The organism is Agromyces humatus (assembly GCF_021228295.1).
Classification (GTDB): Bacteria; Actinomycetota; Actinomycetes; order Actinomycetales; family Microbacteriaceae; genus Agromyces; species Agromyces humatus.
Map to the genome: position 1 here is coordinate 156,788 of NZ_JAJQPD010000005.1, position 18,394 is coordinate 175,181.

20 protein-coding genes are annotated in these 18,394 nt (G+C 71.7%); 8 read left to right on the plus strand and 12 right to left on the minus strand.

Annotation, left to right across the window (positions count from 1 at the left end; all coding sequences use genetic code 11):
* Window positions 1–68 precede the first annotated feature (68 nt).
* Window positions 69–944: an aldo/keto reductase gene (locus LSF15_RS10135; RefSeq protein ID WP_232498413.1), complete on the minus strand. Its 876-nt coding sequence runs from the start codon at window positions 942–944 to the stop codon at window positions 69–71.
* Between the two features lie 100 nt (window positions 945–1,044).
* Here LSF15_RS10135 and LSF15_RS10140 point away from each other — a divergent pair, with 100 nt between their 5' ends.
* A complete protein-coding gene (locus tag LSF15_RS10140) occupies window positions 1,045–1,929 on the plus strand; it encodes a LysR family transcriptional regulator (protein WP_232498414.1) in 885 nt (294 codons plus the stop codon).
* A 75-nt stretch (window positions 1,930–2,004) separates the two neighbouring features.
* Here LSF15_RS10140 and LSF15_RS10145 read toward each other — a convergent pair whose 3' ends face one another.
* Window positions 2,005–2,994 (minus strand): ArsR/SmtB family transcription factor, encoded by a 990-nt coding sequence (locus LSF15_RS10145; protein ID WP_232498415.1) that lies wholly within the window; start codon window positions 2,992–2,994, stop codon window positions 2,005–2,007.
* A 98-nt stretch (window positions 2,995–3,092) separates the two neighbouring features.
* On the opposite strand from LSF15_RS10145, the gene LSF15_RS10150 reads away from it, so the two are divergent.
* Window positions 3,093–3,509, plus strand: coding sequence for a cupin domain-containing protein (locus tag LSF15_RS10150; protein WP_232498416.1), 417 nt, complete (start codon window positions 3,093–3,095; stop codon window positions 3,507–3,509).
* On the opposite strand, the gene LSF15_RS10155 is transcribed toward LSF15_RS10150, so the two are convergent.
* Entirely contained in the window at window positions 3,499–3,747 is a 249-nt protein-coding gene (locus tag LSF15_RS10155) for a hypothetical protein (RefSeq protein WP_232498417.1), read from the minus strand. The genes LSF15_RS10150 and LSF15_RS10155 overlap by 11 nt on opposite strands.
* 152 nt (window positions 3,748–3,899) lie before the next feature.
* Window positions 3,900–4,295, minus strand: coding sequence for a VOC family protein (locus LSF15_RS10160; protein ID WP_232498418.1), 396 nt, complete (start codon window positions 4,293–4,295; stop codon window positions 3,900–3,902).
* Window positions 4,296–4,444: 149 nt separating this feature from the next.
* On the opposite strand from LSF15_RS10160, the gene LSF15_RS10165 reads away from it, so the two are divergent.
* The gene (locus LSF15_RS10165; RefSeq protein ID WP_232498419.1) at window positions 4,445–4,948 is read left to right on the plus strand and encodes a hypothetical protein; all 504 of its coding nucleotides are present in this window, start codon (window positions 4,445–4,447) and stop codon (window positions 4,946–4,948) included.
* A 42-nt stretch (window positions 4,949–4,990) separates the two neighbouring features.
* The gene (locus LSF15_RS10170; protein WP_232498420.1) at window positions 4,991–6,349 is read left to right on the plus strand and encodes a carboxylesterase family protein; all 1,359 of its coding nucleotides are present in this window, start codon (window positions 4,991–4,993) and stop codon (window positions 6,347–6,349) included.
* A gap of 57 nt (window positions 6,350–6,406) precedes the next feature.
* Here LSF15_RS10170 and LSF15_RS10175 read toward each other — a convergent pair whose 3' ends face one another.
* The 3 genes from LSF15_RS10175 to LSF15_RS10185 form a co-directional block, all read right to left on the minus strand.
* Entirely contained in the window at window positions 6,407–7,312 is a 906-nt protein-coding gene (locus LSF15_RS10175; RefSeq protein ID WP_232498421.1) for an oxygenase MpaB family protein, read from the minus strand.
* Between the two features lie 179 nt (window positions 7,313–7,491).
* A complete protein-coding gene (locus tag LSF15_RS10180) occupies window positions 7,492–9,468 on the minus strand; it encodes a hypothetical protein (protein ID WP_232498422.1) in 1,977 nt (658 codons plus the stop codon).
* A gap of 109 nt (window positions 9,469–9,577) precedes the next feature.
* The gene (locus tag LSF15_RS10185; protein ID WP_232498423.1) at window positions 9,578–10,159 is read right to left on the minus strand and encodes a helix-turn-helix domain-containing protein; all 582 of its coding nucleotides are present in this window, start codon (window positions 10,157–10,159) and stop codon (window positions 9,578–9,580) included.
* A 70-nt stretch (window positions 10,160–10,229) separates the two neighbouring features.
* Here LSF15_RS10185 and LSF15_RS10190 point away from each other — a divergent pair, with 70 nt between their 5' ends.
* Window positions 10,230–11,177: an NAD(P)/FAD-dependent oxidoreductase gene (locus LSF15_RS10190; RefSeq protein ID WP_232498424.1), complete on the plus strand. Its 948-nt coding sequence runs from the start codon at window positions 10,230–10,232 to the stop codon at window positions 11,175–11,177.
* A gap of 18 nt (window positions 11,178–11,195) precedes the next feature.
* Here LSF15_RS10190 and LSF15_RS10195 read toward each other — a convergent pair whose 3' ends face one another.
* A complete protein-coding gene (locus tag LSF15_RS10195) occupies window positions 11,196–12,797 on the minus strand; it encodes a carboxylesterase/lipase family protein (RefSeq protein ID WP_232498425.1) in 1,602 nt (533 codons plus the stop codon).
* A gap of 111 nt (window positions 12,798–12,908) precedes the next feature.
* Between LSF15_RS10195 and LSF15_RS10200 the strand changes: the two genes are divergently transcribed.
* Window positions 12,909–13,301: a nuclear transport factor 2 family protein gene (locus tag LSF15_RS10200; RefSeq protein WP_232498426.1), complete on the plus strand. Its 393-nt coding sequence runs from the start codon at window positions 12,909–12,911 to the stop codon at window positions 13,299–13,301.
* 17 nt (window positions 13,302–13,318) lie between these two features.
* Here LSF15_RS10200 and LSF15_RS10205 read toward each other — a convergent pair whose 3' ends face one another.
* The 3 genes from LSF15_RS10205 to LSF15_RS10215 all read right to left on the minus strand — a co-directional run bounded on the left by LSF15_RS10205 (window position 13,319) and on the right by LSF15_RS10215 (window position 15,982).
* Complete coding sequence (locus LSF15_RS10205; protein WP_232498427.1) at window positions 13,319–13,963, minus strand: VOC family protein; 645 nt, start codon at window positions 13,961–13,963, stop codon at window positions 13,319–13,321.
* Between the two features lie 110 nt (window positions 13,964–14,073).
* The gene (locus LSF15_RS10210) at window positions 14,074–14,817 is read right to left on the minus strand and encodes a response regulator (protein ID WP_269756349.1); all 744 of its coding nucleotides are present in this window, start codon (window positions 14,815–14,817) and stop codon (window positions 14,074–14,076) included.
* Window positions 14,807–15,982: a sensor histidine kinase gene (locus tag LSF15_RS10215; RefSeq protein ID WP_232498428.1), complete on the minus strand. Its 1,176-nt coding sequence runs from the start codon at window positions 15,980–15,982 to the stop codon at window positions 14,807–14,809. The genes LSF15_RS10210 and LSF15_RS10215 overlap by 11 nt, the downstream gene beginning before the upstream one ends.
* A gap of 234 nt (window positions 15,983–16,216) precedes the next feature.
* On the opposite strand from LSF15_RS10215, the gene LSF15_RS10220 reads away from it, so the two are divergent.
* Entirely contained in the window at window positions 16,217–16,918 is a 702-nt protein-coding gene (locus LSF15_RS10220; RefSeq protein ID WP_232498429.1) for a hypothetical protein, read from the plus strand.
* 77 nt (window positions 16,919–16,995) lie between these two features.
* The gene (locus LSF15_RS10225) at window positions 16,996–17,490 is read left to right on the plus strand and encodes a DUF427 domain-containing protein (protein WP_232498430.1); all 495 of its coding nucleotides are present in this window, start codon (window positions 16,996–16,998) and stop codon (window positions 17,488–17,490) included.
* Between the two features lie 37 nt (window positions 17,491–17,527).
* Here LSF15_RS10225 and LSF15_RS10230 read toward each other — a convergent pair whose 3' ends face one another.
* Complete coding sequence (locus tag LSF15_RS10230; RefSeq protein ID WP_232498431.1) at window positions 17,528–18,394, minus strand: hypothetical protein; 867 nt, start codon at window positions 18,392–18,394, stop codon at window positions 17,528–17,530.

Below are 18,394 nucleotides of genomic sequence, written 5' to 3' on the forward strand. Positions count from 1 at the left end.
CCTGGTTCGGGCGGGTCGGATGCCGCGGTGTCGCGGCCGCGGCATCCGCGGTTCGTGGGGTGCGGCAGCTATGCCGCGAGCTCCTCGGCACCCGAGAGCGACTCGAGTTCATCGGCGCTGAGCTCGAGCTCGACGGCCTGCACCGAGTCGATGATGCTCTCGGGTCGCGAGGCGCCCGGGATCGGGATGACGACCGGCGCGAGCGCGAGCTCCCACGCGAGCGCGACCTGCTGGGGGCTCACGCCGCGGGCGTCGGCGACGCGCTGGAACGCGGTGTGGCGGCGGCCGACCGCGCCGGCGCGGGCGATGCCGCCGAGGGGCGACCACGGCAGGAATGCGATGCCGAGCGCGGCGCAGTGCTCGAGCTCGTCGAGGCTCGACCGGAAGGCCGGCGAGAACTGGTTCTGCACCGACACGAGGCGCCCGCCGAGGATCTCGTTCGCAAGGTCGATCTGGGCGACGTTCGCGTTCGAGATGCCCGCGAGCTCGATCACGCCCTCGTCGAGCAGGTCGCGGATGGCGCCGACGGACTCGGCGTACGGCACGTGCGGGTCGGGCCGATGGAACTGGTAGAGGCCGATCGCCTCGACGCCGAGCCGGCGCGCGGACGCCTTGACGGCCTCTTTCAGGTACTCGGGCCGGCCGTCCTGCGTCCATGATCCGTCGCCGGGTCGCAGGTGGCCGCCCTTCGTGGCGACCAGCACGTCGGACGTGCCGCCGCCGTAGGAACCCAGCGCACGCGCGATGAGCTCCTCGTTGTGGCCGACGTCGTGGGCGGTCAGGTGGTAAGCGTCGGCGGTGTCGATCAGGGTCACGCCGGCGTCGAGTGCGGCGTGGATGGTCGCGATCGACCGGGCCTCGTCGGGCCGCCCCTCGATGGACATCGGCATGCCGCCGAGACCGATCGCGCTGACGGAACGCGGGCCGATGGTTCGCTGCTGCATGGCATCCTCTCGTCGTGGTGGGTTGCGGATTCACACTAGGCAGGGTCAAGCTAGAAGTCCAACAACTAATGCTCATGCGATTCAGAAGGCGAGCACATAGATGGATCTTCGGCAGATGGAGTACCTCGTCACGCTCGCCGACGAACAGCAGTTCACGCGAGCGGCGGCCGTGTGCGGAGTGTCGCAGTCGGGACTCTCGGCGGCGATCCGCGGCCTCGAGGACGAGCTCGGCACGACCCTCTTCAACCGCACGACGCGTCGCGTCGAGCCGACGGATGCCGGACTGGCGCTGCTCCCCCACGCGCGCACGATGCTCGCGCAGGCCGCCGCGGCCCGCGACGCGGTGGTGCGTGCGACGCGTGAGCTCTCGGGGAGCCTGCGCGTCGGCGCCGAGCAGTGCCTCGGCAGCGTCGATGTCTCGGGTCTGCTCGAGCGGGTGCACAAGCGCTATCCGCTCGTGGACCTCGACTTCACGCAGGCGGGCTCGCACGACCTCGTCGCCCGCGTGAACGACGGCACGCTCGACATCGCGTTCGTGGCGACCGGCGACCACCTCGCGAGGGTGAACCGGGTGGAGCTCGGGCGCCGGCCCATCGTGCTCCTCGTGCCGTCGTGGCATCCGCTGGCCACCGCCGATCACGCCGACTGGTCCGACCTGCGCGACCAGGACTACGTCGACTTCCAGGAATCGTGGGCGGTGCGCTCGCTCAACGACGAGGCCTGCCTGGCGCACGGCGTCGCGCGGCGTGTGCGGTGCACGGTCAACGACGTGCACACGCTGCTCGACCTCGTGCACCGCGGGCTCGGCGTCGCGATCGTGCCGCAGCACGTGGCCTCGAAACCGCAGGCCGCCGGACTCGTCACCGTGCCCCTGCCGGAGTCGGCGCCGCAGTGGGTGGTGTCGGCGATCACGGGCACGCCCTCCTCGGCGTCCGCGTCGCTGCTTCTCGACCTGCTCGACTCCGACCTCGCGCTGACCGCCTGAGCCGCGGGCGGCGCTGCGACGGCCACGGCCACAGCCACAGCCACAGCCACAGGATTCACCCGCTACTCATCGCCGTCAGAGCACCGCTCCGACGATCGCCTCGCCGAGCGGCGTGCGCAGGTGGTGCACGCTGGAACCCTCGCGCGTGCTCGCCACGAGGCCCGCGTCACGCAGCACCGTGAGGTGATGCGAGGCGGTCGAGATCGCAAGGCCTGCATCGGCGGCCACCTGCGAGGTCGTGCGCGGCTCGTGCGCGGCGAGGAGGATGCCCGCGCGCGCGGGCCCGAGCAGCGCGCCGAGCGCCCGCTCGGCCTCTTCGGGGTCGCGCGCCCACGTCTCGGTGACCCCGAGCGCCGGGTAGAAGAGCGTCGGCTGCGCGGGGGGCTCGGTGAGCACGGCGCACCGCTGCCCGCCGAACACCGACGGCACGAGCACGAGGCCGCTCCCCCGGCAGTCGAGCACCTCGCTGTGCAGGCGCATGCCGACGCGCACGGCGTCGCCGTTCCACGCGACCGTGGAATGCAGCGTCGTCACCATGCCCGCGAGGCCCTCGGTCGCCGCGCGCCGTGACCGCACGGCGATGTCGGCGCGCAGGATGCGCTCGAGCTGCACCCAGACCGGCGCGAGCAGTGCCGCCCACGCCTCGGTCCATGCATCGGCGATCAGCTCCCGCGCGCGCTCGGGTCGTTCACGCAACTGCGTGATCGCCGCCTGCCGAGCGCCCGTCGACCGCAGGATCATCTTCGCCAGGTCGGCCCGCATGAGGTCTGGCGGCACGGATCGCAGCCGATCGGCCTCGTCGTCGGGCGTCATGTCCCAGCTCGGCGTCGCGGTGAAGAAGTCGGGAAAGTACCCCTCGGCGCCGATGACGAGGGCGAGCAGGTCGAAGGCCTCGCGCGGCACCCGATCGCGCACGCCGCGCAGCCATCCCCACTGCAGCGGATGCTCGGCGGGGCGCTGCAGCACCCGCACCGCGTGGCACAGCTCGTGACCGGGAGACACTCCGAACCGGATCGCCGAGATGTCGTCGGGCGCGAGCCGGAAGTCGACGAAGTTTCGATCCACATCGAAACACTAACGGCATCGGATGCCCCGGCGGGAGCCTGTCTGCAGGCACCGATCCCGACCGAACACCCAACACCGACCGGAACGAGGTATCCCCGATGAACGCCGCCGAGATCACGATGACCCCGACGATGACCCCGCCCGATGAGCCCCAGCTGGTCACCGCCGCGTCGCTCGTCATCGGCACCGGCCGCACCCGCCGCTTCGTGGGCCGCGAGCACGGCGCCGGCATCTCGTACTTCTACGTCGACAACGAGCCCGGCCAGGGCCCCGACCTGCACTGGCATCCGTACACCGAGACCTGGTTCGTGATCGAGGGGACCGCGCGCATCACGATCGGCGACCGGCAGCTCATCGCGACCGTCGGCGACACCGCGACCGTGCCGACGGGCGTGTGGCACGGTTTCAAGAACGCCGGCGACGGGCGCCTCCGGATCCTCTGCATCCACGCGTCCGACGTCATCATCCAGACCTGGGCCGACGAGCCGAACGCGGCAGGCGCGACTACACGGTGATGTAGTGCGGGCGCGGCACAGCGCTGAGCGCTGCGGCCCCGGCGATGGCGATCGCCACCGCGATGAGCCCGACCGTCACGGCCGGCGGCACCCACCCCGCCAGCGCGAATCCCTCGATGACCGCCGGATTGCTGACGAGCACCACGCCGATGCCGCACTCGATCACCGCCACGAGCGCCGCGACCACCCCGACGACAAACCAACGATCGACGGCCCGTTGCGAACGAGTCGAGCTCATGTGATCCCCCCTCAAAGATCCCCTTCACCAAGAGAGACGCGCCCCACTCCCGATGATGACGCGGAACGCCGAAAGAATCGGTGACCGCCGCGCGACTCCGGCACTGATGCTGACGTGGCATCAGTGCCGGATCGGCCTGCCCTCGTACCGGCTCAGTCGAGCTCCTCGAACAGCGTCAGCTGCAACCCTGCCGGCCCGTTGAGCCGCGAGTTCACCGACCGCCACGGCGTCTGCCGCGGCTCGGCGACGAGTTCGGCACCGCCCTCGACGGCGTCTGCGGTCGAGGCCGGGGCATCCGTCACCTCGAGCGCGACCCGCAGCGTCGCACTGGGCTGCCCCTCGGCCTCGACGCGGTCGATGTAGCGCACCTGCGCGGCGTTCGACAGTTCGAGCGTCGCGCGACCCGCGCCGAGGATCACGACGCGCGCGTCGTCTTCGCCCTCGTAGGCCTCCTGCTGCGGCATTCCGAGCACGTCGCGATAGAACGCGAGCGCCGCCTCGAAGTCTTCGCCCTCGGGCACCGAAACGACGAGCCGGAGCTGTTTCACGCGCCCGTGGGGATGGGCCGGAATCGAAGAATCAGCGGATGTCTCGTGCATGATGCACCTCCGATTCGGAGACTATCGCGCCGCGCGGCGCAGCGGGAATCGGTAGTGGCACGGATGCGGTGCCGATCATGCGGAGGTACTTTCGCGCCATGACCCAGACCCAGAGCCTCCGACTGCCGCGCACCCACGCGCCGCAGGTGCAGCGCGCACGCGCGCAGCACATGGAGCGCGCGCTGGCGGAGCACACCGTCGGGCGAACGGACGCACGCCGCGCGCCCCGGCACTCGACCGCGTCGGTCGAGCTGGCGCTCTGGTCGGTCTTCACCGCGGCCACGCCGTTCGCGATCGGGATCGGCATGCTCGGCTCGCTGCTGCGCGCTGAGGCCGGACACGGCTTCGGGGGCTACGACGTGCTCTTCTACGCGGGCCTCGCCGCCGGCATCGCTGCGGGGCTCTTCGCCCTGGCGCTCGGCGCCTGGCCGTGGGCCGCCTCGCTCGTGGCATCCCCGGCGCTCATCGTCGCCATCGGGTCGGTCTTCGACGGCGACTGGGTGCTCATGGCCCTGGTCGCGAGCCCGATCCTCGTGTTCGCCGGCATTCTGGGCGTGCTCGTCACCGCCCGCAGGGCGACAGATCGCACCTGGGAGCTGTGAGCCGTCTCCGCATCCGCCGCGGCGAGGTGCAGAATCGGTGAGGTGACCGATCTCACCGAACGCCAGCCCGATCTCGTCCGCGTCGAGACGCCATGGGGCGGGTTCCCGGCCGTCGAGGTCGACGGAGTCGTCCGGCTCCGCAACATCCGCTATGCCCGCGCCGATCGGTTCGCACCGCCGCAGCCCGTCGGTCCCGATCCCGACGAGTCGGCCGACCTGCAGTTCACGACCATCGCCTGCCCGCAGCCGCCGAGCGCGAGTGCAGCGGTGCTCGGCGACCCGCTGGTCGGCGCCCGATTCGACGAGGACTGCCTGCGCCTCACGATCACCCGCCCGGCCGAGATCGACGGCCCCCTGCCGGTGCTGGTCTGCATCCACGGTGGCGCGTACGTCTCGAACGCGGGCGACCTGCCCGGCTTCGACCCGTCGACGCTCGTGCGCGAGCACGGCCTGATCGTCGTCTCGGTGACCTATCGGCTCGGCCTGCTCGGCTTCATCGGCGACGACGCGCGGCAGCGGCACTCGGCGAACCTCGGACTGCTCGACGTCATCGAGGCGCTGCGCTGGGTGCGCGACCACATCGCGGGGTTCGGCGGCGATCCCGACGCGGTGACGGTCAGCGGCCACTCCTCGGGCGGCGATGCGATCGCGCACGTGCTCGTCGCCGAGGGCACCGAAGGGCTCGTCAGGCGAGCCATCATCCAGAGCGCGCCGTTCGGCATTCGTGCACGGCGCGATGCGATGCACGCGAAGATGCGTGAGGCGATCGGCGAACTGCGATCGGATGTCCCGTACGACGACCTGTTCGCAGCCCAGGCCCGTGCGAAGCAGGCCGGTTCGGCGTTCGGGTTGCGGTCGGGGATGTCGTTCTGCACCGAATACGGCCGCGCGCCACTGCCCGCCGAGGCCGACGTCGACGCGACCTGGCGCCGGCGCGCAACAGGCCTCGAGGTGCTCGTGACCTGGACGACCGACGAGACGATGTTCTACCTGAACCAGGTGCCTCGAGCGCAGGCCGTGTTCCGCACGCCCGTGATCGGGCCGATCGCCCGTCGCCTGGCGGTGGCGGTCTCGAGCAGCGCGGTGTACGCACGCGGCGGCAAGAGGTTCGGCAGGCTGCTCGCCCGCTCGGGTGCGACGGTGTACGAGGGCGTGTTCAGCGGGCGCCCCGTCGGAGGCACGCTCGGCGCCTCGCACGCGATGGAGACGCCACTGCTGTTTCCCAACGAGGCCGTCTGGGCGCGCGCGGCGCTCGTCGCGCCCGACGGCGCCCGGTCGCTGATCGCTGCGGGAGTGGGCATGCGTGCGGCGTTCGCGGCGTTCGTGCGCACTGGGCGCGTAGCGTCGAGGGTCGAACTCGGACCAGGCTGGCTCGGGGGCATGCGCGTTCGTCGGCGGTGACCCGCGCAGACGGCGGTGACCGCGCAGACGGCGCTGCAGTGCGTGCCGGAGGCCGCTTCAGCCGAGTGAGGCGAGCCGCGCGATGCGGGCGCGGGCGTTGCGCTCACTCGGCGACACCGGCCCGAGTACGAGCACGCCCACGGCGAGCGCGATCCTGGTGAGCGTGATGGCCGGCCAGCGCGGTCGGCGCAGCCCGAGGAGCCTGCGGTACTCGGGCGCGAGCGACGCGACGGCCCCGCCGAACAGGATCGGATAGGCGAGGCCCGTGAGTCCGGGCAGCCCCGGCCGTCGCACGAACCGCACGGCCTCGACCACGCGCTCGTCGACCTTCGCCTCGCGCAGGAACTCCGACATCTCGGCGTGCAGGGCCGCGACCGTGGTGGGCGGGTCGGTCACGCCCATGAGCCGGCCGGCCTGCGCCCACTCGCGCACGTAGGCGTCACCGCCACCGGGGATCGACCTGCCCCACGTCTCATGTGCACCGAGGAAGGCCTCGGTGAACGCGTCGTGCACCCAGCGCAGCAGTTGCTCGTCGTTCGCGGAGTACCGGCGTTCGATGCCCGCCGCGTCGGTGTACGTGCCGGTGACACGCTCGTGCAGGCGACTCACGAAGGCCGAGGCCGCGGTGGCGCTGCGCCGGTCGCCGAACGTCGTCGTCGCGACCCAGCGCACGGTGCCGTCGAGTCGCCCGAGCGGGTCTTCGTTGTAGCGCGACCAGTCGTGCACGCCCGCCATGGCCCCCGGGTGCAACGTCTGCAAGAGCAGCGCGCGAATGCCGGCCACGAGCGTCGGCAGCGCACCGTTCACGGCCCACACCGCACTGCCGGGCCCGAAGAACCCGGCGTCGTCGCCATCGGCGAGCGCGCGCGTCCATGCCGGCAACTGCTGCTGCGAACGGGCGGCGCGGCCGCGCACGCGCCACCGGACCCCTCGGGCTGGCGTGTCGGCGGTGGCGGCGGCCATGCCACCAGCCTAGGGAATTTCGCGCTGATTGCGGGCGGGTGCGCCGCTTGTGTTTCTCGCGACCCACGGTCTTCCGCAAACGCAGGAAGAACCGCTCGGTCGCCGGCATGTCGCCACGCCCGACACGCCGGCAGGGCTCCGGAGGTTCCTGTTCAGGCCGACCTTGCCCGCGGCAGCACTCAGGGCTGCTCGGGCGTTCCGATGAGCGGCGCCCTCACCGGCGCGGCCATGCCGAGGTAGACGACGAGCCCGTCGCCGAACGGGTCGGTCTGCACGGGGACGGCGATCCAGTTGTTGGCGAGCCACACGTTGCCCGACGGGTCGACCTGCACACCCGTGTTCCGCTGCAGCCCGTCGAACGAGTAGCCGTCGTCGGCCGGAGAGATCGGGTCCCCGACCTCGCCGCTCGGGCAGGTGCTCTCGCGTGCACCGCAGAGGTGCGAGAGCCGCTCGCCCGCGAAATTCGCGACCCACAGATTGTCGTCGCCGTCGACCGCGATGCCCCACGGCACCGTCATGCCGGCGCCGCCGAAGCTCGCGACCGCCCCGTCGGGGCCGACTCGGGCCACGGTGCCGTGCAACAGCGGATGGAGTTCGGGCGCCGGCGCCTCGAGGGTCTCCTCGGTACTGCACGGGATGTCGATGACGCCCGAGTTCGAGACCCACACGTTGCCGAGGCTGTCACTCGCGGCGCCCAGCGGCTTGTCGATCGTCGGATATGCCCCGAACGGCGAGCCCGGCAGCGGGGTGCCGTCGGGGTCGAAGCCGTAGACCTGATCGCCCGCGTTGGCGGTGACGAGGATGTTGCCGTCGGTGTTCTGCGCGACGTCGAACGCCTTCGGGATCTCGGTGTCGAGCGTCTCGGCGAGGGAGTGGTCGCCGCCCGGGTACACGACCGCCGAATCGGTGCCGCAATTGGCGATCCAGAGGTTGCCGTCGACGTCGGACTTGATGCCCTGGGGCCAGCTCAGCGGCCCGTCGAGGTAGCCGTCATCACCCGAGATCGGCTGCCCGCCTGCCGTGAACTCCGAGACGCTGTTCGAGGTCGGCGCCACCGGGCACTCCGAGCCGGTGAATCCGAAGTTGCTCACCCACACATGGTCGCGCGTGTCGATCGCGATGCCGAACCCGGCGCCGTTCAGGCCACCGCCCCGGAACACCTGCATCGGCTGCCCATGCGAGTACGGGTCGAGCCGGAACAGGTCGAGCCCCGGGCAGACCTTCTTCGGCTGCGGCGAGAACGTGGCGTTGTCGTTGGCCCAAACCAGTCCCTGCGCGTCGAAGGCGACGTTGCCAGGCCCGTTGAACTGGTGCCCGTTGCCGTAGAACCGCAGGGCGATGACCCACGCCGACGGTGCCGAGGCGCGCACCGGCGTGAAGCGCGGCTCGGCAGGCACCTGCGCGAAGACGCCCGGCGCATCGCCCGACGGGTTCGTCGGCAACAGCGTCATCGCCTGCCACGTCGTCCCGGGTCGCGTGCCCCATGCATCGGTCGCCGCGTCGAGGAACGCGTCGCAGTCGTTGGAGCCGTCGACGCACCCGGCGATGATGCTCGCGAGCGAGTTGAACGTCGACAGCGTCTCGGTCGCCGTCCCGTTCGGCGGCTGCAGCAGGAACTTCGCCGGCTCTCCCCTCGCCACGTCGACGAGGTTCCGGGGCATCCGCGCCGCGTTCTCGAGACCCGGTGACGGCCCGCCGACGACGCCGGCGACCGCGAACTGGGCCAGCGAGTACCCGGCTGCGACCGTGGTCATCTCGTCGATCGTGATCTTGCCCTTGCGCAGGTCGGCGAGCGAAGCCGCGAGCTCGACCGAGTCGGGCACGGGTTGTCCGTTGACCGCGCCGCCTCGCGCGGTCGCGTAGAGCACGTCGGCGGCGTCGACCGACTGCGGAACGCGCACCGTGAACCGCCCGCGCGCATCGGTCGTCTCGGTCGCCAGTCGGGTCGCGCTGCCGGGTGCGGCGCCCGCGGCGAAGAGCCGCACCGTGGCGCCCCGCACGGCCGAGCCGTCGGCGATCACCGTGCCCGTGAAGCGCGGGCCGGTCTCAGACGCCGTCGCCGTCGCGGTGGCGTTCGCGTTCGCGGTCGCCGTCAGCGCCGCAGCGACCGCCGCGGTCGTGAGCATGAGTGCGAGCCTGTTCGGTTGCCTCGACATGGCGAGTTCCCCTCCTCGGCGGCCCGAGGCGGCCGGGCCGACAACGGTCCGAAGGGTACGCCCATCGCGGCCGCGCGATCAGCCCCAAAACGGGTGAGGATGCCTCAACTCACGTCTCGCGGCCGCCGCGCACATGCATCCGCTCACCCTGGGTGCTCAGCAGGTTGATGATCTCGGCCGGCTCGAGCGACGCGCTCGCGCTGCCGTGGGGAATCCGGGTGTCGAACTCAGCGGCCTCACCCGGCTCGAGCACGATCTCATCGTCGCCGAGCGCGAGGCGCACCCGGCCGCTGAGCACGTAGATCCAGTCGTAGCCCTCGTGCGCTCCCTGCTCGATCGGTTGTGCAGGCGGGTACCCGGGCAGCACCATCTTGTAGGCACGCACGTCGGGGTTGCTGCGGGTCAGCGGGATGATCGCCCTCCCCTCGCGATAGATCGGCTTCGGCTGAACGCGTGGGTCGGCGATCTGCGGCGCACCGACGAGGTCGTCGAGGCTCGCCCGGTACACCGACGCGAGGCGGATCAGCAGGTCGAGCGTCGGACGCCGTCCACCCGATTCCAGCCGCGAGAGGGTGCTCACCGAGATGCCGGTCTGCTGCGAGAGTTCGGCGAGGGTGAGCCCGCGTCGTGCGCGCAGCGCGCGCAGCCTCGGAGCGACGGCGTCGAGCACCCCGTCGAGTTCGTCTGACATGAGCGCACGCTCCTTTGCTGTTCCGGCAAACCGAGTTGCCGTCGCGGCAGGCTACCCGCAGAGTGGCTGCATGCACAACACCTCGTGGGACGTCATCATCATCGGCGGCGGCAGCGCCGGACTCAGCGCCGCCCTGCAGCTCGGCCGCTCGCGCCGCAGCGTGCTCGTGCTCGACTCGGGCGCTCCGCGCAATCGCTTCGCGCCCCACATGCACGGCGTCTTGGGTCGCGACGGCTGGTCGCCGCTCGACCTGCTCGCCGCGGGTCGCGACGAGGTCGAACGGTACGGCGTCGTCATCGAGTCGGCGGATGTCGCGACTGCGTCACTCGGCGACGGTGGATTCGAGGTCGTGGTCGACGGTGGCAGGCGTCACACCGCACGTCGGATGCTCGTCGCGACCGGAGTCCGCGACCGGCTGCCCGACCTCCCCGGCCTTGCGGAGCACTGGGGCACGGGCGCCGCCGTGTGCCCGTACTGCGACGGCTGGGAGGTCCGCGACCGGCGCATCGCCGTACTCGCGTCGGGGGCGATGAGCGTGCACCAGGCCCAACTCCTCAGACAGCTGTCGCCGCAAGTCACCTACTTCCGAAACGGCACCGAGCTGCCCGCGGACGCGCACGCCGGCCTCGTCGCACGCGGCATCGCGGTGGAATCACGGGCGGTGGTTCGCGTGCTCGCCGACGAGCACGGCGGGCTCAGCGGCATCCGACTCGCCGACGACGTCGACGTGCCGATCGACTCGATCTTCCTGCACCCGACTCCGGTGCCGAACGACGGCGTGCTCCGCGCCCTCGGCGCGAAGACGGCCGAGCACGCGGGCGTCGACTGGGTCGCCGTCGACGGCGAGGGCCGCACGAACGTGCCCGGGCTCTGGGCCGCAGGCAACGTCGTGTCACCGCGCACGTCGGTGCCGATCGCCTCGGCCGGGGGCAACGCCGCCGGTGCGATGATCAACGCCGACCTCGTCGAGGAGGACGTGCGGCACGCAGTTGCGGCATCCGGAGCATCTGCGGCCTGATGGTGAGACGCCGCCCGCTCACCCTGCCAGCGAAGGCATGAACGCATCCCATGCTCGACGTCGTTCGCTGCGCGGATCGGCTTCGACGCGGTCGGAGTCGTCGATCACGAGCGTCGATCGCGTCTGCTCGTCGTAGCGTGGCCACGCCGGGCCGGGCGCCCCGGTCTCGACGAAGCGCAGCCAGTGCTGCCGCATCCGTTCGCCCGCCGCCGCGTACTCCTCGTACCCGCCCAACGAGGTGATGACGCGCGCGAGCGGCACGTCGGTGCGATCGAACAGGGCGAACATCTCCACGCCGTGCGTCGCATCGAGGCCGACCAGCTTGAGCAGTCGCGGCGCGAAGTCGAATCGATACGACCAGACCGGCGCGAATCGCGAGCCGGTGTCGGCGACGCGCGTGCTCGGATACCAGAAGCCGAAGTCACCGCCGAAGTCCGCGGCGGACCGCCGTGCCGACAGGTCGGGGTACGCCGCGCGCATGGCCTGCCGCGATTCGCCGGGCGCCTCGGCGAACAGGTCGTCGATGCGCTGTCCCGTGCGCGGCAGGATGTCGACGCGACCACGGAAGATCGTCCCCTCCCGATCGTTCGTGCCGATGATGAGCGGCACGCGGTGCGCACGACCTTCGCGGAACGCGACGAACGGCCGCTCGGGCACCGTGTCGCCGTCGACCACCGGCGCGAAGCAGAAGGCTCCGGCGTAGAAGTCGGGAGTACGCACCTGCAGGGCGACGGATGCCGCGACCAGGTCATCGGCGGTCGCCTCGGTGAGCAACTGCTGGGGCGTCGCCGAGGCGGCCGCGTCGCGTGGGACATCCTCTTCGCCCCGCATGCGGTCGGGTTCGGATCGCTCCCGCACGACGTCGCGCAGGAGCGCGACGAACTCCGCCGCCCATCTCGCCGTCAGGTCGGGCGAGTACACGGCGTCGGGCGGCGGGCTCTGGGCGATCGCCCCGGCGAAGAGCCCGCGCGCCGATGGCGTCGCCATGAGCGTCGTGACCGCGTTGCCGCCCGCCGACTCGCCGAACACCGTGACGCGCTCGGCATCGCCGCCGAATGCGCCGATGTTCTCACGCACCCACCTGAGCAGCGCGACCTGGTCGCGCAGCCCGAGGTTGTTCTCGAACCGGCGCCGAACCGAGTCGTACCGCGTGAAGTCGAGGTAGCCGAGCGCCCCGAGCCGGTAGTTGAAGCTCACATAGACGACTCGCCCGCTGCGCACGAACCCCTCGCCCTGACCCGAGAAGTCGCGCGACGAGCCGGCGCCGTATCCGCCGCCGTGGATGAACACCATCACCGGCAGGAGTGTCCCGCCCGGGTCGCGGATCGGTGCGGAGACGTTCACGGTCAAGCAGTCCTCATCGGCGGTGAGGGCGCTCGACATCGGTCCGAGCAGACGACGCGCGCGCGCCTGAGGGGCGATCGCACCGAACTTCGACGCGTCGAGCACGTCAGGCCACGGGATCACCGGCGACAGTGCTCGGAATCGCCGCTCCCCCGTCGGCGGGGCCGCATAGGGCATGCCCCGCCACGCGTGCACCGAGCCCTCGCGCACCCCGCGCACGACGCCCCCGGTGACGCGGACCTCGAGCCCGTCGTCCGTACCCGGGTGCGCGGTCATTCCGGCACGCAGCCCATCGCCCCATTCAATCCCTGCGGCGTCGCCGCCGCCACCCCGGGTCGAATCCCGATCGCCGTTGATCCGGGCCCGACCTTCGGGCATTCTGAACGCATGGGCGACCGCGAGGAATTCTTGGCTTGGCTCGACGACGAACTCGTGCACGCCGAGCGAGCCATGTTGAACGGCGATACCGGCCCGCGCCGGGAGATCTGGTCGAAGGTCGAGCCCGTGAGCGTGCTCGGCGCCTGGCGGAACGCGGTCGGTCGAGAGGACCTCGTCGAGGCGTTCGAGTTGCTCGCCCCGAGCTTCTCGAACTGCACCGACTACGCGTTCGAGCTGATCTCGTTCGACGTCGCCGACGGCATGGCGTACACCGTCGGGTACGAGCGCATCTCCGCCTCGATCGACGGCCAGCCGCGCACCTTCACCCTGCGTGCAACTCAGGTGTACCGTCGCGAGGATGCCGGCTGGCGGGTGGTGCACCGGCACGCTGACGCCGCGTAGCGCGCGGCCCCACGGCCCTACGCGGTCGCTGCGGGAGAGGTTCCCCAGACGAACCCGTCGGGGTCGGCGAACGACCCGGCGTCGCCGTTGACCTGGATCCGGTGCGAGCCGGTGCCCTCGGGAGCGACGCCGGCGGACTTCGCGAGCGCGCGGCGCTTGTAGAGCCCCAGGCCGATCGGACTCGCCGGGGTGGCGAAGTCGACGTAGCTGCCGAAGCTCTTCGCGACCGCCAGCCCGCGGTCGACGTAGAACCGCTTGCTCGCCGGAACGTCGTCGGCCCCGAGGAGGAGCACGATGCTGTCGAAGGCGCGAGCGGCCGGGCCGGTGTCCTTCTTCGTCGAGGTCGCCAGGTTCCAGATCGCCCCGTCGGGTGCCTGGACCACGCCGCCGACGCCCCAGAGCGACTTCTCGATGGGCTTGAGCGCCGTCGCCCCGGCCGCGACTGCCGATTCGAACAGCGCGCGGACGTTGGCCGGCTGGGTCACGACGAGCGACATCGTGAATCCGCGGAAGCCGGTGGTCGGGGCATCCGTCGCCCGCGTGTGCACCTGACCTTCCAATCCGAAGGCATCGGCGTAGAAGCGTGCGGCCGCTTCGGGATCTGCGACCTCGAGCGTGATCGAGTCGATGGACGTGAGGGTGATGGAGTCGGTGGAGTTCATGCCTTCGACGTTATTCACGGCCGACGGCGCGTGCTTCTCGAATCCTGCTCGATCAGGCCGGGCGGACGGGCTGCCGCTGCGCCAATTCTGACAGAGCGACCGCTCTCGCGTCAGCCGGGTGTGCCCGGCTTCACGAGGCCGCTCTCGTAGGCGAAGACGACTGCTTGGACACGGTCGCGCAGCGAGAGCTTGGCGAGCGCCCGCGAGAGATAGGTCTTCACCGTCGTCTCACCGAGGTAGAGGTGTGCCGCGACCTCGGCGTTCGAGCGCCCGGCGGCGACCTCGCGAAGCACGTCGCGTTCGCGATCAGTGAGGCTCGCGAGCAACGCCGCGAGCCGCGGATCGGTCTGCGGCGCACGGGCGAAGGACTCGATGACCCGCACCGTGACCGCCGGGTCGAGCAGCGCGTTGCCCTCGGCGACGCTGCGCACGGCGGCGAGCAGCTGCTCGGGCGGTGCGACCTTGAGCAGGAACCCGCTCACGCCGGAGCGGAGCGCATCGGCGAGATTCCGGTCATCGTCGAAGGTCGTCAGCATGATCACCTTCGCGGCCCCTTCGGCGACGATCTCGCGGGCGGCGGCGAGGCCGTCCTGCCGCGGCATCCGGATGTCGAGGAGCACGACGTCGGGCCGGGTGCGCCGCACCATCGCGACCGCGTCGACGCCGTCGGCGGCCTCGCCGACGACCGTGAGGTCGGGCTGGTGCTCGAGCAGCAGGCGCAGGCCGGCACGCACCATCGCCTCGTCGTCGGCGAGCGCGACGCGGATCGGCGCCGCCGGTATCGCGTCGGCCTGCACGTCGGCCGACACCGCATCGATGGGCACCGCATCGTCGGCCATCGAGTCATCGGTCATGGGGGCCTCCGTTCGGGAAATCAGCGCGGACCCGCCAGCCGCCGTCTGTCGTCGGGCCGGCCTCGAAGGCGCCGCCGACCATCGCGAGGCGCTCGCGAAGGCCGACGAGACCGTGCCCGCCGCCCGTGGACGGCTCGCCACCGGCGGCGGCAGTGGGCCGCCCGTTGCGCACCTCGACGACGACCGACTGCGGCGAGCGCGCGATGCGCACCTCGACGGCGGCACCGGGCGCGTGGCGAAGTGCGTTCGTGAGCGACTCCTGCAGCACCCGGTAGGCCGAGACGTCGGCGACCCGCGACAGCGATACCGGGTCGCCGCTCTCGTGCAGCACGACCTCGAGCCCGGCGGCGCGCACGTCGTCGACGAGTTCGGCAGCCCGGTCGAGAGTGGGCGGAGCGGTGGGCAGCGCCTCGTCGGCGCGCCGCAGCATGCCGACGGCGGTGCGCAGTTCGGCGACCGACTCGCGACCGAGCCGTTCGATGCCGCGCAGCATCTCGGTCTGGGGCGCGTCGGCCGGCATCGTCGACCGCACCGCGCCCACCTGCAGCGTCATGACGCTCACCGAGTGCGCGACCGCGTCGTGCAGGTCGCGGGCGATGCGCTGTCGCTCTTCGATGAGGATGGCGTGCTCACGCGCCTCGCGCTCGGCGTCGAGCGCCTGCGCCAGGCGTTCGGCCCGCACCGCCCGATCGCGTGCGCCGCGCGCGACGATGCCGACGATCCACGACACCCAGGCGAGGCTCGCGAAGAAGAGGTTCTCCCAGACGACCGCCGCGAGGCTTGCATCGGCGGCATCTGGTGCCATCGCCCCGAGCGCGACACCTGCGGTGGCCATCAGCTGCGCGCCGAGCGGCGCCAGCCACGAACGGCGCGGCGGGCTGCGGTACCCGGCCCAGCCGGGCAGCAGGAAGAAGGCGAGCACGCCGACGCCGGTGGGACCGTCGAGGCCGAGCGCGGTGCCGACCGGGAACAGGGCGGTGACGACGAGGCTGCCCGCAATGGGCGAGACGATCGTCGTCAGTGTGCCCGTCACGATGAGCGCGAGCACGATGGCCGGCGCGAGCGGTGCCGCCTGGAAGGCGGGGTCGAGGGCGATCTCGGCACCGCCGATGACCGCGAACCCGACGGCGCCCGCGACGGGCACGATCCAGCGCGAGCGGCTCACCTCGGCTCCTTCCGTGCGACGCCCGCGGGCGCGTGCCTCAACGCTAGGGGACGTTGGCGGCGCGTGGGTCATCCGTTCGGATGACCGCGGATGCCTCGGCGTCATCCCGGCGGTCGCAGGCTCGGGCCGTTCGGGGGCATCGGCAGGGGCATCCCGATTCCTACCGTGTACTTCGTCGCGGCGGTTGCTGCGGCATCCGAACCCACTCGACGACCTCGATGAAATGGAGACTCCATGTCCACCGAAACCCTCACCTCGCGGCCGGACGCTCCGGCCGGCCCGGCGAACCGTGCCCACCGGGCGCTCGCGATCGCCGGCGGTGTCGCGCTCGTCGCCGGACCGGCGATGTTCTTCGCCGGCCTCGCGACCTCGCCCGTGCAGTTCGGCGAAGACAAGGCGAGCTACATCGAGTCGCTCGCCCGCGACCCCATGCTCACGCAGATCTCGGCGGTGCTGCTGCACTACGGCAACCTGCTCATGGGCGCCGGGGTGCTCGCGCTGCCGTGGCTCGTGCGCGGAGTGCGCGGGGCGATCCCGACCGTGATCGGCGCACTGCTCGCCTCGGTCGCGCTGCTCGGCAACTCGGGCTCGCTGTTCGCCGACTGGATGCACCTCGAACTCGGCCGCACCCTCGATCTCGACGAGGCCGCCGCGATCTCGGACGCCGTGCTCGGCCACCCGATGTTCCAGCTCAGCTTCGGCATCGCGCCGCTCATCGCCGTGGGACTCATCACCGCGTCGATCGGGCTCGTGCGTGCCGGCGTCATCGGCTGGTGGTCGATCCCGGCCGTCGTGCTCGGTCAGGCCGGGCTGCTGTTCCTGCCGTACTCCGTCCCGATCCTGCCGGCGCTCGGCACGACGCCGATGCTCGCGGTGCTCGTGGTCGCAGGATTCCGCGTGTTCGGCCGCCTGCGGGCGGGGTCGCTCGCGGCGTAGCGCCCTGAGGCCGCAGGCCGCGGCCTGCGGCCCGCGGCCTCAGGCAATTTCTCGACTTCAGGCGTAGCATCCGCTGCATGCGACCGATCCCGCTGCCGACCGGGCCCGAACAGGAGTCCGTATGGGACTACCCGCGCCCGCCCGCCGTCGAGGCGATCGACGCACGCGTCACGGTCGAGTTCGGCGGCGTGGTGCTGGTCGACACGTCCGACGTCGTGCGCGTGCTCGAGACGAGCCATCCGCCCGTCTACTACCTGCCGCTGACGGCCTTCGCGCCCGACTCCGTGGCGCCGGGGCGCGGCGCCTCGTTCTGCGAGTTCAAGGGGGCCGCCCGCTACTTCGACCTCGTCGCCGGCGGGCGCCGGGCCGAGCGCGCGGCATGGGAGTACCCGTCGCCATCGCCCGGCTTCGAGGTGCTGGTCGGCCGCATCGCCGTGTACGCGGGTCGCGTCGACCGCTGCACCGTCGATGGCGAGACGGTCGTTCCGCAGCCGGGAGGCTTCTACGGCGGATGGATCACGCACCACGTCGTGGGCCCCTTCAAGGGCGGCCTGGGCTCGATGGGCTGGTAGCTCGCTCGCTCGGCGAGCGCGGCTTGCGCCGTCGGCACTACCCGCCGATGCAGTTCGGATCGCCCTCGCTCATGCACGTCGGGCCGCGGGGCGCGTCGGCCGGGGCCGCCGGCTCGGGGAAGAAGCGGTCGGCCGGAACCGGCACGGCGAACGCGACGATCAGGCCGAGGCATCCGACGATGCATGCGGTGATGATGAGCCCGCGCCGACGGCTGACCGCGGCGAACACGATGGCGCCGACGTACGCGCCGAGCGTGAGCGCGGCCGTGACGAGGTAGCGATCCCCGTCCGCGGGCGTGACCACCGGCTCCGACCCGAAGAGCGTGAAGTACGTTTCGAAGGCCTGCCAGGCGAGCACGAGGGTGAGCAGTCCGCCCAGGGCGAGCAGCCCGCCCGCGATCCTCGCTGACGTGCGCCGTTCCCGGCTGAGGAACGCCGCGGTGAATGCGATGCCGAGCACGACGACGACGGTGAGGATCCCGGCGTCGATCCAGCCGACCGGATTGGCCAGTACCGCGCCGAGGCCGGCGCGCGCGAGGCTGGAGGGGCTGCGCAACGCGGTCGCCAGAAGGACCGCAACCGGCACGGCGAGCACGATCAGCGCCCATCGCCCGGGCCGGCGCATCGTTCGCAGTCCGAACTGCACGGCGGCGGTGAGCGCGACCCACGCCAGCAGGTTCGGGTCGACGACCATGGCGACGAGGGGATACGGCGCGCCGATCGAGCCCAGCCCGGATGACGAGACCACGAGCAACAGCACGCCCAGCAGGCGAAGCACGACGACGGATGCCACGAGCACGACCGTCTCGATGACGCGCGCTCGCAGGTCGAACGCCGGGCGGTCAGGGGCGACCGCTGGGCCGGCACCGGTGTCGTCGTCGGCTTGGGGTGGGGCTCCGCTCAT

Bases quoted from the DNA above. Each gene is read 5' to 3' on its own strand.
- LSF15_RS10135 (WP_232498413.1), bottom strand. From the start codon at position 944: ATGCAGCAGCGAACCATCGGCCCGCGTTCCGTCAGCGCGATCGGTCTC.
- LSF15_RS10140 (WP_232498414.1), top strand. From the start codon at position 1,045: ATGGATCTTCGGCAGATGGAGTACCTCGTCACGCTCGCCGACGAACAG.
- LSF15_RS10150 (WP_232498416.1), top strand. From the start codon at position 3,093: ATGAACGCCGCCGAGATCACGATGACCCCGACGATGACCCCGCCCGAT.
- LSF15_RS10155 (WP_232498417.1), bottom strand. From the start codon at position 3,747: ATGAGCTCGACTCGTTCGCAACGGGCCGTCGATCGTTGGTTTGTCGTC.
- LSF15_RS10165 (WP_232498419.1), top strand. From the start codon at position 4,445: ATGACCCAGACCCAGAGCCTCCGACTGCCGCGCACCCACGCGCCGCAG.
- LSF15_RS10175 (WP_232498421.1), bottom strand. From the start codon at position 7,312: ATGGCCGCCGCCACCGCCGACACGCCAGCCCGAGGGGTCCGGTGGCGC.
- LSF15_RS10180 (WP_232498422.1), bottom strand. From the start codon at position 9,468: ATGTCGAGGCAACCGAACAGGCTCGCACTCATGCTCACGACCGCGGCG.
- LSF15_RS10185 (WP_232498423.1), bottom strand. From the start codon at position 10,159: ATGTCAGACGAACTCGACGGGGTGCTCGACGCCGTCGCTCCGAGGCTG.
- LSF15_RS10190 (WP_232498424.1), top strand. From the start codon at position 10,230: ATGCACAACACCTCGTGGGACGTCATCATCATCGGCGGCGGCAGCGCC.
- LSF15_RS10195 (WP_232498425.1), bottom strand. From the start codon at position 12,797: ATGACCGCGCACCCGGGTACGGACGACGGGCTCGAGGTCCGCGTCACC.
- LSF15_RS10200 (WP_232498426.1), top strand. From the start codon at position 12,909: ATGGGCGACCGCGAGGAATTCTTGGCTTGGCTCGACGACGAACTCGTG.
- LSF15_RS10205 (WP_232498427.1), bottom strand. From the start codon at position 13,963: ATGAACTCCACCGACTCCATCACCCTCACGTCCATCGACTCGATCACG.
- LSF15_RS10210 (WP_269756349.1), bottom strand. From the start codon at position 14,817: ATGACCGATGACTCGATGGCCGACGATGCGGTGCCCATCGATGCGGTG.
- LSF15_RS10220 (WP_232498429.1), top strand. From the start codon at position 16,217: ATGTCCACCGAAACCCTCACCTCGCGGCCGGACGCTCCGGCCGGCCCG.
- LSF15_RS10225 (WP_232498430.1), top strand. From the start codon at position 16,996: ATGCGACCGATCCCGCTGCCGACCGGGCCCGAACAGGAGTCCGTATGG.
- LSF15_RS10230 (WP_232498431.1), bottom strand. From the start codon at position 18,394: ATGAGCGGAGCCCCACCCCAAGCCGACGACGACACCGGTGCCGGCCCA.